This window comes from Streptomyces sp. NPDC016845, assembly GCF_044332585.1.
Classification (GTDB): Bacteria; Actinomycetota; Actinomycetes; order Streptomycetales; family Streptomycetaceae; genus Streptomyces.
Genome location: NZ_JBIRPI010000013.1, coordinates 165,126 through 177,961, shown reverse-complemented (window position 1 = coordinate 177,961; position 12,836 = coordinate 165,126). Strand labels below are relative to the sequence as shown.

Sequence of the window (12,836 nt, the reverse complement as noted above, 5' to 3'; positions counted from 1 at the left end):
GCATGTGCCGACTCGGATGCCGTCGCACTCACAGGAGTTGCAGCCCGAACCCGCGGCACTCCGGCTTGAAGTCCTTCGGCCCGTCGGCCAGGGCGTTCATGGTGATCTGCAGGGTCGGATCGTCGTTGAAGAGGCCCATGTGCCCGGCGCGGTCGGTCGGGCAGGCATCCTGCAGGACCACGTTGTCGACGTCCTCGCCCTTCAGCGCCTGACTGGTGTACGGCGTCACGACGGTGTCGTACTTCGTCATCACGACCGTGTAGCGCGGACCGGCCGGGACGGTGTCGCCGTCCGCCCACATCTCACGGGTGTACGTGGAGGTGTTCGTCTGCTCGACGACGCCCGGGAACCGCGCCACGTTCGACAGGTGTGTCACGAACCCCATGAGGTTCAGCTTCTCGCCCAGGTCGACGATGCCGTTGAGGTTCGTGCCGTGCGAACTCGGCGCCCAGCCCACGTACTTGTCGACCTTGCGCGCGCCGTCCATCTTCTTCATCCACCACATCGGCACGCTCCCGCCGAGCGAGTGCCCGACGATGTTCACCTTCCCCGCACCCGTCGACGCGAGGACCCTGTCCACGAACGCGTCGAGCTGCGCCGCCGACTCCCGGTTCGGCCCGAGCCCCCCGACGCGGTTCAAGGACACCGGGGTGAAGCCGTAGTTCATCGCGTAGACGCAGTATCCGGCGTTCTTCAGCCGGGGCGCCGCCTTCACGAAGTTCGCGCCGAAGTTGAAGAACGTGCCCGGCAGCAGGACGACCGGCTCGGGGTGCTCGGCGCTCGGCCGGCACGACCAGTCGTTGGCGCCGGGCACGGCGTCCGGCGAACTCACGTAGTTCCACAGGGCCTCGGCCACACCCCCTTCGCGCAGCGGGGCGGACTCCCGGGCCTGCGCCGGGGCGGCCGACGCGACGGTGAGGACGGTGGCGGCACAGACGGCCGCCGAGGTCAGCCCCGCGCGGAGCGTGCGCGCGGACGACATGGTCACTGGCATGGGGTCTCCCGAGTGCGTGGTGGGGTGGCGTGTCCCAGAAGACTGAGGGACCAGCCGCCCCACGGACCCCGGCTGTCGTCCAGACATCAAGGGCACCGTTTGTGAGCCGTCACAAAGGAGGATCCGCTCCGAGACCTCCCTCACACCAGCCGCCACGCCCTTGACGCCCCGCACGGGGCCAGCGACTTTTGCTACCGCCACGCATGGAACGATCTCGGACCGGACGGGAGGAGGGCGGCCGTATGGAGCGGGAGAACGGCACACCGCTGCCCCTCGCCTTCGACGGTGTCGTCCTCCACCAGCGCCTCAGCGACGCCCTCCCCGTCCTCGCGGGGCGCGTGCTCGAGCGGCTCGTCGACCATGTACCGGTCTACGACACGATGCCCGCCGAGCAGCTCAGAGGGGAGATCCGCCGCGTCGTCGAACAGGGCATCGGCTCCTTCGCCGCCATGCTGCGCACCGGGCGGCTCCCCACGGAGAACGACCTCCTGGCACTACGGCAGTCGGCCGCCAAACGGGCGGAGGAGGGGGTGCCCGTCGAGGCCGTCGTGCGCGCCTACCACGTCGGCGCGCAGGAGTGTCTGCGGCAGATGCTCGGCCACGCCACGGCCGGCGACCTGGAACACGTACAGGCCGTCACCGTCCTCGTGCTGCAGTTCCTGGAGCGGATGACGGTCACCGTGGTGGCCGGTTTCTTCGCCGAGCGCCAAGCCGTCCTCGGCGAGGAGCAGTCGGCACGGCAGGCGCTCCTCACCGCGCTGGTGGAGGGCGCGGACGCGGCGGTCACCGCCGCCCACTGGGGCCTCGACGTGCCTCCCTGCTACCTCGTCCTGGACCTCGCCCTCGGCGCGCACCCGGACGAGGCGCTCGACGGGGTCAGCCCGGTCATCGCGGGGAAACGCAAACTGCGCCGCATACGTGTGGAACTCGACCGGCACGTCGACGGCACCGTCCTGTCCGCCCTGTCCGGTGACGGCGGCCTCGCGCTCGTCCCGTGCCGCACGGCACCCGACCAGGTCACCGAGCAGGACTGGGCGCGGGTCGCCGCCGCCCTCACCCATATGCGGCGGGTCGCGGGTGTCGACGTCACGGCGGGCGCGGCGGCCGCCGCGCCCGACGACGTCCCCGACGCCGTGGCCCTCGCCCAGGAGGTGCGCCGGGTGGCGGCCGCCTCGGAGCGGCCACCGGGCCTGTACCGGCTCCCGGACGTGCTGCTCGAGTACCAGCTGATGCGTCCGGGACCGGCGCGGGACGAACTGGCGCGGCTCGTGCGGCCCCTGACGGCCCGCCCCGAACTCCTCGACACGGTGCGCGCGTATCTACGGTGCGGGCTCAGCCGGCGCTCCGCCGCACGGGAGTTGTGCGTGCATCCCAACACCGTCGACTACCGGTTGCGCCGCGCCGCCGAGATCACCGGGCTCGACGTGACGAGCGGCCCGGACGCGCTGCGGGTCCGGGCCGCTGTCAGCGCCCTCGACGCGGCGGAGGGCGCTATCGGGACGTCACCGTCGGCAGCGAGATGAAGTCGGCGAGCGCCTGCTGACCGGCCACGTTGACATGGACCCCGTCCCCGGTGTCGTAGGCGGGATCGATGCTGTTCGGCTTCACCGGGTCCTTGAGCACCTGGTCGAAGTCGAGGACTCCGTCGCAGGTGCCGGAGCAGTTCCCGTACTTCTTCACGAAGCCGCCGACCGTCTGCCGGTCCCGGTTGTTGGCGTCGGTGTAGCCGGGGCGCGGGGTGATGGGGGTGACGTAGACCTTGATCCCGGCTTCGTGCAGCCGGGCGAAGGTCGCGCGGTAGCTGCTGATGATCTGGCCGGCGTCGCACCCGGCCGCCAGGTCGTTGGTCCCGTAGTAGAAGAGCACGGCCTTGACGCCGTGCAGCGACAGGACATCGCGGTCGAGGCGGGCCAGGGAGTCCAGGCCGCGGACATCGGCGCCCATGCCGGGACAGTCGGCGTAGCTGGTGGTGCCGCTCACGCCCGCGTTGGCGACGGTGAACTGGCGGCCGGCGGGCAGTTCGGCGCGGATGCGGCGCGCGAGGTCGTCGGTCCAGCGCCGGTTGTTGCCCAGCTCGGTGCAGCCCGGGCCGCAGTTGGTGGATCCCGTGCCGTCCACGACGGAGCTGCCGTAGGCGACGAGCGTGCCCTTGAGGCCGCTGTTGCGTACGTCGACCGCGCTGACCAGGTAGGTCGACTCGGTCGTCTGCGTGTAGGCGCCGCCGCCCGTGTCACCGGTCCGGTCGCCGGAGCCCGGCGCGGAGAGGTAGTTGGTGCGGAAGGCGGAGCCGTGGCGGCCCGCGTCCGCCTGCCCGGACACCGACAGGGACACCGCCACATCGCCCTGGGCCCGGGCCCGCATCGGGACCGGATCGCTCCACACCTCGGCCCCGGCCGGCACCACGACCGCTCCGCGCCCCTTGAACGTGACCGTGCGGGCCGGTCCTCGCAGCGCCGCGCTCTTGCCGTCGCTGTCCGCGACGGTGGCCGCGCCGATGGACAGCGGGCTCTTGGAGAAAGTGTTCTGCACGCGTATCCGCAGCGCGTCCCCGCCCTGGCTCAGGTGACTGATCATCCGGACGGACTGATCGCGCAGCGGCGTGGGCGCGAGGCTGTGCTGGGAGTTGGCCCACGAGGTGTGCCAGGAGCCCTTGGACGCGGGCCGCTCGGCGGCGGTGTCCGGTGCCTCGGCTGACGCGACGGTCGCGGTGCAGGTCAGCGCGGCGGCGAGCAGTAAGGCCGATGCGGCTCGGAACATGAGCGCTCCTTCGACGTGATGGGGGAGGGGAAGGCCCGGCTCACGGGGAGCCGTGGGCGGCATGAAAACACACGGGTCCCTGGTACGAGTAGGGCGCGTGTGTCGTCCTGCCGCCGTCGGGGCCGGTGCAGAGGTGACATCGGCTCCGTCGCGACACCCGCTGTAGGCGGACCGGCAAACATGCGGGGTGACCTTGGTGGTGGCGGCCGTTCAGGGCCGCCCAGCGCTGCTGGGCGACACGGACCGCGTAGCGCCGGGCGGTGCTGTCGCCCCCGCCGTTGTACGGGTTGGTCGCGTCCTGTTCACCGTGGACGGAGAGGACCGGGACCGCGCGCGAAGGTGTGCACGACGACGGGTCGGGACGGGTCCCGTCGGCGGGGTCGGGGCGGCCCGCCCTGACACCTGCCCGGACGGCGGAAGGCGCGGCGGGCGTGGCGGACGCCCTGGGTGCGAGGCAGGTGGCGGGCGCGGCTCGAGTACGCCGTCCGGCCCGCCGCCGCGCCCCACGCGCCATCCGAGGAGCGCCCGTGCGACAACTGGGCCGAGCACCCCTTCGACTTCAACGCGCACGTCGAGGCGGGGGAGGACCCCGAGCCGCGCTACCCCTTCGACCTCCTGAAGCCAGCGGCCGCGAAGTGGATCTCGGGCACCGTCACCCTCCGCGGTGACCCTCGCCGTGCACGGCGAGCAAGGGGTGTCCGCCCGCACTACGCTCTCCGCCATGCACCACGACGTCTTCTCTTCGGCGCCGACGTGACGGAGACCCTCTTCGCCGTCATGCTCCGCAAGGAGGCGGCCTCCCACCCGGCCCAGGCACCCAGCCTGATACCGCGCGGATCGACCGCACCGCCGACCGGCTAGGGCCGACCCGCTACGTCCGGCCGCAGGACCACCGGCAGCTCCATGTGCCCGTTGGAGATGAACGACCCCGCCGAACGCAACGTCCCGGCGGGGACCGCGAGGGCGAGGTCCGGGTAGCGGGTGAACAGGCCGCGCAGCGCCGTCTCGGCCTCCATGCGGGCCAGTGCCGCGCCGAGACACACGTGCACACCATGGCCGAAGGCGAGATGGGCCTTGCCGACCCGGGCCACGTCGAAGGTGTCGGCGTCGGTGCCGTGGAGCGCGGGGTGGCGGCCGGCCGCGGCGTAGGACGCGAGGATCGCCTCGCCCTGCCGGATCACCAGGCCCTCCGCCACCTCGATGTCCTCGACCGCGTACCGCATGGGCAGGTGCGCGACGGGCGCCTCGTAGCGCAGCGTCTCCTCGACGACCTCCGGCCACATCTTCTCGCCGTCCCGCACGAGGGCCAGCTGGTCCGGGTGGGCCAGGAGCGCGGCGATGGCCTGGTCGAGGAGGTTGACGGTGGTCTCGTAGCCCGCGCTGATCACGAGGAGCAGCGTGTCGAGGAGTTCCTGTTCGGTGAGTGCGGATCCGTCGTCGTCGCGGGTGGCGATGAGTACGGAGGTCATGTCGTCGCCGGGCCGTGCGCGCTTCGCCGCGACCAGGCCGGCCATGATCGCGTACAGCTCCTCGGCGTTCGCCGCGGCCTCCTCGGCGTCGAGCCGGGTGTCGAAGACGTTGTCCACGGTGCGGCGGAAGCCGCGCTGCGCGTGTTCGGGCAGGCCCATGAGTTCGCTGATGACCCGGATCGGCAGCGGATACGCGAACCGCTCGCGCAGATCGGTGACCGCACCGGCGGGGGCGGCGGCGAGCTCGTCGAGCAACGTGTGCGTGATCTCTTCGATGCGCGGCTGGAGCGCCGTCATGCGGCGCGCGGCGAAGGCCGGGCTGACCAGCCGCCGCAGGCGCCGGTGGTCGCCGCCGAACGCGGTGAACATGTTGTCCACGGCCACCCACAGGGCGAGGGGCCAGCTGCCGACGATCTTGTCGGGGAACATCGGCCAGTGCCGCCGGGGGTCCTTGGAGACCCGCGCGTCGGTGAGCAGCTGCTTGAGCAGGGCGGGATCGGTCACCGCCCATGCCTCGACGCCCAGGACGTCGACGCGGGTGGCCGGGCCGCGCGAGCGCAGCTCGGCATCCTCCGCGTGCCGGTCGGTCCCGGCGGCGTCCAGGACAAGGATCTGCGGCTGGTGCATGCGAGGCTCTCCTCAGAACGCGGCTGAGTGGCGGACGTGCACAGCGGGCCGGTCGCGGCCGGCGCACACCTCGGAGGAACAACTCGGAGGAATAACGCGGAAGAACAACTCGGAGGAGCAACTCGGGCGCAATCCACAGTAGTTGGCCGTCGCGAGCCGGTGAAGGGCGCTTCGCGGTGTGGGGCGGGAGGGACGAGGACGCGTGCGGCCGCGCCGACGAGGCCTGGCCCGACCCGACCTGGCCCGACCCGACCCGACCCGACCCGAAGCGACCCGACGCGATCGGGCACAAATTGTCGGGTCCGGGCAGGCGGCCGCTGCCTAGCGTGGTGAACGCCGAAAGGAAGGAGGCCGGGAGTGCTGGAGCGGCTCAACCAGGCCCTGGAGTACATAGAGCACCGCCTCGATCAGCGGATCGACGCGGCGGAGCTGGCGCGGATCGCGGCCACGTCGGAGTACCACCTGCGCCGGATGTTCTCCGCCCTCGCGGGGATGCCGCTGTCGGAGTACATCCGGCGCAGGCGCCTCACCGTGGCGGGCGCGGAGGTGCTCGCCGGACGGGGATCGCTCCTGGAGACCGGGGTGCGCTACGGCTACGGGTCGGGCGAGGCGTTCGCCCGCGCGTTCCGTGCCATGCACGGGGTCGGCCCCGGCGAGGCCCGGCGCGACGGCGCGGCGCTCGTGTCACAGCCCCGGCTGACTTTCCGTCTCACCGTCGAAGGGAGCAGCAGCATGCGCTATCGCGTAGTGGACAGGCCGGACTTCTCCGTGGTCGGTCCGATGACCCGGGTGCCACTCGTGCACTCGGGGCCCAACCAGGCGATCATCGACTTCGTCCGCGGGATCGACCCGCGGGTCCTGGAGCGCCTGGAGAAACTGTCGGACCAGGAGCCGCGCGGCATCGTCGCGGTCTGTGACGATCTGGACCCCAGCCGCGCCGAGGGCACGGAGCTCGACTACTACCAGGGGGTCGTCACCTCGGCGGCCGCCCCGGAGGACACCGCCGTACTGGCGGTGCCGGCCGGAACGTGGGCCGTCTTCACGACGTCGGGCCCGGCCCCGCAGGCCATCCAGGAGCTGTGGCGGGACGTGTTCACGGAGTGGTTCCCGTCGAACCCGTACCGCAGCAGGCCCGGCCCGGAGATCCTGCGGACCGACATGTCGGCGGACAGGTCGCGTGCCGACGCCGAGCTGTGGCTTCCGGTGGAACGGGAGCAGCTCTGACGGCGTCGGCCGATGTGTCGGCCGACGCGGTGACGGTCGCCGCGCCGGATGCGGTGCGGTGACCGGCCGCGGTGACCGCACCGCGACGGCCCGGTCGGCGGAGGGCCGGTCAGTCCGTGGAGAGGGCCTCGACCAGACGGCCCGCCTGCGGCTCCTTCAGGGCCCGCGCCGCGTCCGCGAGGGCGACCATGCCGACGAGGTCGGTACCGTCGATCACCGGAAGACGCCGCACCTTGTGCCGGGTCATGGTCGCGAAGATCTCGTCGGCGCCGTCGTCCGCGCCGATCGTCACCGCCTCGCCCTGCGCCAGGGTGCCGGCCTCCACCTCCGCCGGGTCGAGCCCCTCGCCGAGGACCTTCACCACGATGTCGCGGTCGGTCAGGACGCCGACGAGCCGGTTGTTCTCCCCACAGATGGGCAGGGCGCCCACCCCGTACTCCTTGAGCTTGTGCGCCGCGTCGCGGACGCTCTCGTGCGCCCCCACACACTGCGCTCCGCCGGTCATGATGTCGCGCGCCGTAGTCATGATGTACAGCCGTCCCTTCGTCACGTTCGCGGATGTCGTGGGTCTGCGGGTGACCGTGTGGGCGACGGCTGAAACAAGGGGATTCCAAGGGACGGCGGCAAGGGTGGGCCGACAGGTGTCACACGCGCCAGGTCGAGCACTCGGTGCGTATGACGCACTGGAAGATCGCCATAGAGACGGAGAACGAGGGCGGCCTGGTCACGGCCGTCGAGCCGGACGCCGTCGCCCACGCCTTCGATGTCGACGGGGGCGAGATCCCGCACCGGGTCTCGTCGCCGTACGCCCTCAAGCAGAACGTCGACTGGGAGATGCCGCTGCAGCGCGGCAAACGCTGTCCCGTCTGCGCGGACACGGTTCCGCCGAGCAGGGATTCCTGACCGGGCTGACGTGGAGAGCGGCCGAACGGCCTGAACGGCCGCCGCCACGATCGTCGGATCCGACGGTTCGGGGCGAGCGGCCGCTCAGGAAGGGCTACCTTCGACGCCGACTGTGTCAGTCGTCGTCGTGACCGTTGTCGAAGTCGTAGCCGTGCTCCCAGTGGTACCCGCCGGCGTTCTCGAAGCCGGCCGCCGCCATGCCCATGTTGGTGACGCCGAGCGGGCCACCGACGTTGGACGCCCACTGGCCGGCCGAGTGGCCCTCGTTGTAGTAGACAGCGTCGCCGCGCGAGCCGCCGTCGTCGTCCGAGTCGGCCATGGCCGGTCCGGCCGCCAGGAACCCGGCGAAGGTGGCGACGGCGAGGGCGGTTGCAATGCGATTCAGCACAATTTTCTCCTTGTGTGCGAGTGGAGTGGATCCCTTACACAAAAAGCCGTCCTGAGCTGCGCCGCATCTTCTCTGGACCAGTTGGCTGACCCTGCGGCCACGGCTTGCGCGGGTGCTGGTGGTGCAGGATGGCGCCATGACGACGACGGAAGACGCGGGCGAGATCGTGCTGAGCAAGCCGGAGCTCCGCGCGGTCACCGGGTTCGCCGCGGTGTGCGCCGAAGCGGTGCTCGACGTGTTCGAGGCGGACCGGCCGGACGACGCCCGCCCTCGCGAAGCGATCGACGCCGCGCGGGAGTTCGCCCGGGGCGGCGAGCGCGGAAAGGCGTTGCGCGACACCGCGTCGGCCGCTCTGAAGGCGGCGAAGAGCGCGGAGAGGCCGGCCGCCCGTGAGGCCGCGTGGGCGGCGATGTCCGCGGCGGGCTCCGCCTATCTGCATCCGCTGGCCAAGGCCACCCAGGTCAGGCACATCCTCGGAGCCGGTGCCTACGCGGCCAGGGCCGCCGAACTCCGCGCGGGCGACGATCACGGCGTCGGCGCCGACCACGTCGAGCGGGCGGTACGGCGTGCGACGACCGTCGTCATCGACGTACTCACGCGCTATCCGGCGGCTCCCGGCGGAGGCGGACGCGTGGGGGAGCTGGTCCGGGCGCTGGATGCCGGTCTCCGCTCACGCGACTTCGGCGAGCAGGTCATGCGAGCGCGCGCCGGTACCGCACTTCCGTCAGCGTGATCCCGTCGTAGACGTCGTCCTGCGCGCCGCCGTCGGCCCGGTAACCGGCCCGCTCGTAGAAGCGCCGCGCTCGTAGGTTGTCGCGGAGCACCCACAACGCCGACACGTCGAAACCCAGCGCCTTCATGTGTCCGTGCGCCTCGTTCAGGAGGCTGGTTCCGGTGCCCTGCCCGAGCAACTCCGGTGCGACGTACAGGGCGTAGACCTCGCCGTCCCGCCCCGCCGCGCCGGGCACCGCGCCTCGGTACGGTCCGAAGCGGACCCAGCCCACCGGTCCGCCGTCGCCGAGCGCGACAAGGTCTTCCGAGTCCGGCCGGGGCCGGGCGAACATCTGCCGTCGCCGCACGGCATCGGCCTCGACCGTCATCGCGTCCAGGTACGTCCCGGGGACGAGGCCGGCGTACGCCGTCTGCCAGCCACGGACCCGGATCGCCGAGACGGCCGCGATGTCGGCTTCTCTCATCTTTCGCACCCGCGTCATCGCGCCAAGGTACGGCCGTGAGGTGCCGCGAGGCGAGCACTTAAGTGTCGCCGGCGTCCGGACCCAGGAAGTGAGGTCACTCGAAGAACTTGAGGCTCCATCCTGTGTCGGTCTCGGCGCCCGGCACGTTGGCGCGCTTGTAGGTGGTGTCGCCCCACCAGACGAACGAGCCGCTGTACCAATGCCGGTTCTCCCAGGAGTACGGGGTCCCCTTGGGGACCGCGTGGAACATCGAGGGGAACTTCTGCCCGGCCGGCGGGCTCGTGCCGATGTCGCCGTCGAGGAGGACGAAGCTGTGGTGGCCCGGGCCGTCGACGTACAGCGTCGGGTCCCAGCCGGTCATCATCGTCTCGCGGTGCGAACCGAACAGGCAGCCGTTCGACTTGTACCAGTCCCATACGTACGTCGGGTCGCCGCCCGCCCGCAGCCGCAGGTCGGCCAGGCAGTACTGGTCGCTCCAGCTGCCGTTGGCGGAGTAGACGATGTGCAGCTGCCCGTTCGGGTCCTTGATGGCCTCGGGGGCCTCGTTGATGTACGGGTTGCCGACGACGCGCTCCCAGCCCTCACGCGGCTGCGAGATGATCGACCGGCCGCCGGTCGGGGTGGTCGGGTCGCTCATCCTGGCGATGTACAGGTTCTGCTCGACGTTGGTGTCACCGGCCCAGCCCGACCAGACGAACCAGCGCCGGCCCTGGAACGTGAACAGGGTGCCGTCGATCGCCCACTTGTCGTCCGGCAGCGCCAGCTTCTTCGCGGCCGAGTATCCGCTGTCCGGCGAGGCCGAGCTGATCACGTACATGCGGCGGGCGCCGGCGCGCTCGGCCGCGAAGTAGATGTAGTACCGGCCGCCGTCCCGCACGATCTCCGGCGCCCAGACACCCCCGAGCCCGCCCGTGTCCGACCAGACCTTCTTGGCCGGGGCGGACGCGAGGCCGTCGAGCGACGACGCCTGCCGTACGACGATCCCGCCGTCGGCCGACTGAACGGCGGTGTAGGTGCTGCCGACGCGCAACACGCTGGGATCGGCGGCCCGCAGCCCGGTCGCGCCCTGCACTGCCCCGGCCCGCTCGGGCGCCGCTCCTTGCGCGGTGTCGGGCACCGACAGGGACAGCGGGACGGCGAGCGCACCCGCCAGTACGAGAGCGGCGACAGCGGAGGAGCGTCTGAGGATTCCCATGGGCTTCTTCCCTTGTGGGGGCGCGTGTGGGGGACGCGCGTCGGGACGTGGGCGGGGATCGATTACATCGTTGGAAGAGCGCCCCCACAGGCTCCCGAAGCACATGAGCCATGTCAACGGCGGCGCTGTCCCGGACCTGCACATCGATCTTGGGGCCGTAGAACGCGGCTTCGCCCTCCGCCGCCCCGTACGGGAGCCCGGAGCGGTCGAGTACGTCGGTGAGCAGCGCGGTCGAGCGCTGACACTTCTCCGGGCGGCGACGTACTTCCCGCCGGGGCCCGGGAGGGAGAGGCGGTAGCGGGCCGGGACGATGCCGAGCGCCTCGTACGCCCGGCGGATCAGTCCGAGCGCGGCCCGCGCCTCCTCTGCGGCCTGGTCGAGGGTGCAGAAGACATGGGCGTCGTTGAGCTGGAAACGGCCCGTCTTGCTCGCGGTCGGCTCCGCTGATTGGCTGGCCCGCACGACCTGCAGGCCGCCGGCCTTGACTCTCACACCGTGTCAGACGGTCAGCTCGGAGACCTCATGTTCACCATCGGAGATTTCGCCCGCCACGGCCGTGTGTCCGTACGGATGCTGCGGCACTACGACGCCACCGGCCTGCTGCGGCCGGCCCGCGTCGACGCGGTCAGCGGCTACCGCCACTACACCGCCGCCCAGCTCGCCCGCCTCAACCGGATCATCGCGCTCAAGGACCTCGGGTTCACCCTTCAGCAGGTCCGGGACATCGTGGACGAGAAGGTCGGCGTCGAGGAGCTGCGGGGCATGCTGCGGTTGCGGCAGGCCGAGCTGGAGACGGCGGTGGCCGCCGCGGAGGCGCGGCTCGTCCAGGTCGAGGCGAGGCTCCGAGCGATCGAGAGCGAGGGGCACATGCCCACCAACGACGTTGTCCTCAAGAGCGTTCCACGGGTCCGGGTGGCGGAGCTGACCGCGACCGCCGCGGGCTACGAGCCGGCCGACATCGGCCCGGTCATCGGCCCGCTCTACGACGAGCTGTTCCGGCACCTGAAGGAGGCCGGGATCGCCCCCGCGGGGCCGGGGATCGCCTACTACGAGGACGCCCCGGAGGGCGGTGGCCGCATCAGCGTCCACGCCGCCGTCCAGGTCTCCGCGCCGCTCCAGGACGGCGTTTTCCGCGTCCACGACCTGCCGTCCCTCGACCGGACGGCGACGATCGTGCACCGCGGCTCGATGGAGACCGTGCTGCCCACCGCCCAGACCCTGGCCCACTGGATCGACGCCCACGGGTACCGGTCGACCGGGTACCCGCGCGAGATCAGCCTGGAGTGCCCGGAGAACCGCGACGACTGGGTGACGGAGCTGCAATCGCCGGTGACACCGATGAGCTGACCCTGAGCCGCTCCAACGCGGCGCGCAGATCGCCGGGGTCGCGGTAGAGCAGGCCGCTCATGCCGAGCGCTGCCGCGGCCTCGACGTTCTCGGACCGGTCGTCCACGAACAGGCACCGGTCCGCGGCGACCCCGGCGCGACGGGCCGCGATCTCGTAGATCTCCGGGTCCGGCTTGGCCACCCGTACCCGTGCGCTGCTGACGACGTGGTCCGCCAAGTCCGTGAGCCCCAGCGTCTCCAGGTCGTCCTCGAGGTCCAGGGTCGCGTTGGTGACCAGCACCAGCGGCACAAGCGCCCTCGCCGCGAGCAGCAGCTCGACCACGACCTCGTCGGCCCGGAACGGCGCACGGGCCAGCGCCGTCGCCAGCTCACGCGCCCGCGCGCGAGGCACCCGCCCCACGAGACCGGCCGTGACCGACTCCACCCACTCCTCCGTGGTGATCGCGCCGAGCAGCAACGGCAGATCCGTCTCGGGCGCGTAGGCCACGCTCTCGGTCGTCCCGACCGGCAGCCCGGCCGCCCGCTCCAGATCCGCGAGCTCCGTCGTGTCGTAGAAGCGGATCACGTTGTCGAGATCGCAGAGCACCGCGTCGAAGGGTCTGCGGGGAGCTTCGATGGTTGTCACGCTCATGATCTAACACGGACCCGCCCCGGCCCCTGTACTGCGCGTCGCGGGGCCGCCGTTCGCGGCTGTCCGGGACGGCAGTCGGCGCAACGCAGGCGCACAGGCATGACG

14 protein-coding genes and 1 pseudogene are annotated in these 12,836 nt (G+C 71.7%); 6 read left to right on the top strand and 9 right to left on the bottom strand.

Annotated features, from left to right (window positions below; translation table 11 throughout):
• Positions 1–28: 28 nt before the first annotated feature.
• A complete protein-coding gene (locus ACH4RC_RS27665) occupies positions 29–994 on the bottom strand; it encodes an esterase/lipase family protein (protein ID WP_398205733.1) in 966 nt (321 codons plus the stop codon).
• A gap of 242 nt (positions 995–1,236) precedes the next feature.
• On the opposite strand from ACH4RC_RS27665, the gene ACH4RC_RS27660 reads away from it, so the two are divergent.
• Positions 1,237–2,517, top strand: a complete 1,281-nt coding sequence (locus tag ACH4RC_RS27660; RefSeq protein ID WP_398205731.1) for a PucR family transcriptional regulator — start codon at positions 1,237–1,239, stop codon at positions 2,515–2,517.
• Here the strand turns inward: ACH4RC_RS27660 and ACH4RC_RS27655 are convergent.
• Positions 2,486–3,751, bottom strand: a complete 1,266-nt coding sequence (locus ACH4RC_RS27655) for a GDSL-type esterase/lipase family protein (RefSeq protein WP_398205729.1) — start codon at positions 3,749–3,751, stop codon at positions 2,486–2,488. The genes ACH4RC_RS27660 and ACH4RC_RS27655 overlap by 32 nt on opposite strands.
• Before the next feature lie 447 nt (positions 3,752–4,198).
• Between ACH4RC_RS27655 and ACH4RC_RS27650 the strand changes: the two genes are divergently transcribed.
• Complete coding sequence (locus ACH4RC_RS27650; RefSeq protein ID WP_398205727.1) at positions 4,199–4,612, top strand: hypothetical protein; 414 nt, start codon at positions 4,199–4,201, stop codon at positions 4,610–4,612.
• Here ACH4RC_RS27650 and ACH4RC_RS27645 read toward each other — a convergent pair.
• On the bottom strand, positions 4,609–5,847 hold the full coding sequence (locus ACH4RC_RS27645; RefSeq protein ID WP_398205725.1) for a cytochrome P450: 1,239 nt from the start codon (positions 5,845–5,847) through the stop codon (positions 4,609–4,611). The two genes, ACH4RC_RS27650 and ACH4RC_RS27645, sit on opposite strands and share 4 nt — an antisense overlap.
• 357 nt (positions 5,848–6,204) lie before the next feature.
• On the opposite strand from ACH4RC_RS27645, the gene ACH4RC_RS27640 reads away from it, so the two are divergent.
• Positions 6,205–7,071, top strand: a complete 867-nt coding sequence (locus ACH4RC_RS27640) for a GyrI-like domain-containing protein (protein WP_398205724.1) — start codon at positions 6,205–6,207, stop codon at positions 7,069–7,071.
• A 109-nt stretch (positions 7,072–7,180) separates the two neighbouring features.
• Here the strand turns inward: ACH4RC_RS27640 and ACH4RC_RS27635 are convergent, their stop codons facing one another.
• Positions 7,181–7,597 carry a CBS domain-containing protein gene (locus tag ACH4RC_RS27635; protein WP_398205723.1) on the bottom strand — a complete coding sequence of 139 codons (417 nt, stop codon included), beginning with the start codon at positions 7,595–7,597 and terminating at the stop codon, positions 7,181–7,183.
• 149 nt (positions 7,598–7,746) lie between these two features.
• Between ACH4RC_RS27635 and ACH4RC_RS27630 the strand changes: the two genes are divergently transcribed.
• A complete protein-coding gene (locus tag ACH4RC_RS27630; protein ID WP_398205722.1) occupies positions 7,747–7,974 on the top strand; it encodes a hypothetical protein in 228 nt (75 codons plus the stop codon).
• A 115-nt stretch (positions 7,975–8,089) separates the two neighbouring features.
• On the opposite strand, the gene ACH4RC_RS27625 is transcribed toward ACH4RC_RS27630, so the two are convergent.
• Positions 8,090–8,362, bottom strand: a complete 273-nt coding sequence (locus ACH4RC_RS27625) for a hypothetical protein (RefSeq protein ID WP_398205721.1) — start codon at positions 8,360–8,362, stop codon at positions 8,090–8,092.
• 136 nt (positions 8,363–8,498) lie between these two features.
• On the opposite strand from ACH4RC_RS27625, the gene ACH4RC_RS27620 reads away from it, so the two are divergent.
• Positions 8,499–9,095 (top strand): putative immunity protein, encoded by a 597-nt coding sequence (locus tag ACH4RC_RS27620; RefSeq protein WP_398205719.1) that lies wholly within the window; start codon positions 8,499–8,501, stop codon positions 9,093–9,095.
• Here ACH4RC_RS27620 and ACH4RC_RS27615 read toward each other — a convergent pair.
• The 3 genes and pseudogenes from ACH4RC_RS27615 to ACH4RC_RS27605 all read right to left on the bottom strand — a co-directional run.
• Complete coding sequence (locus ACH4RC_RS27615; protein WP_398205717.1) at positions 9,055–9,576, bottom strand: GNAT family N-acetyltransferase; 522 nt, start codon at positions 9,574–9,576, stop codon at positions 9,055–9,057. The genes ACH4RC_RS27620 and ACH4RC_RS27615 overlap by 41 nt on opposite strands.
• A gap of 76 nt (positions 9,577–9,652) precedes the next feature.
• Entirely contained in the window at positions 9,653–10,753 is a 1,101-nt protein-coding gene (locus ACH4RC_RS27610) for a glycoside hydrolase family 43 protein (RefSeq protein WP_398205715.1), read from the bottom strand.
• Positions 10,754–10,874: 121 nt separating this feature from the next.
• Positions 10,875–11,230 (bottom strand): annotated as a pseudogene (locus tag ACH4RC_RS27605) (hypothetical protein); the annotation flags it as partial.
• Between the two features lie 45 nt (positions 11,231–11,275).
• Here ACH4RC_RS27605 and ACH4RC_RS27600 point away from each other — a divergent pair.
• Complete coding sequence (locus tag ACH4RC_RS27600; protein ID WP_398205787.1) at positions 11,276–12,100, top strand: MerR family transcriptional regulator; 825 nt, start codon at positions 11,276–11,278, stop codon at positions 12,098–12,100.
• On the opposite strand, the gene ACH4RC_RS27595 is transcribed toward ACH4RC_RS27600, so the two are convergent.
• Positions 12,027–12,725, bottom strand: coding sequence for an HAD-IA family hydrolase (locus tag ACH4RC_RS27595; protein ID WP_398205714.1), 699 nt, complete (start codon positions 12,723–12,725; stop codon positions 12,027–12,029). The genes ACH4RC_RS27600 and ACH4RC_RS27595 overlap by 74 nt on opposite strands.
• Positions 12,726–12,836 lie beyond the last annotated feature (111 nt).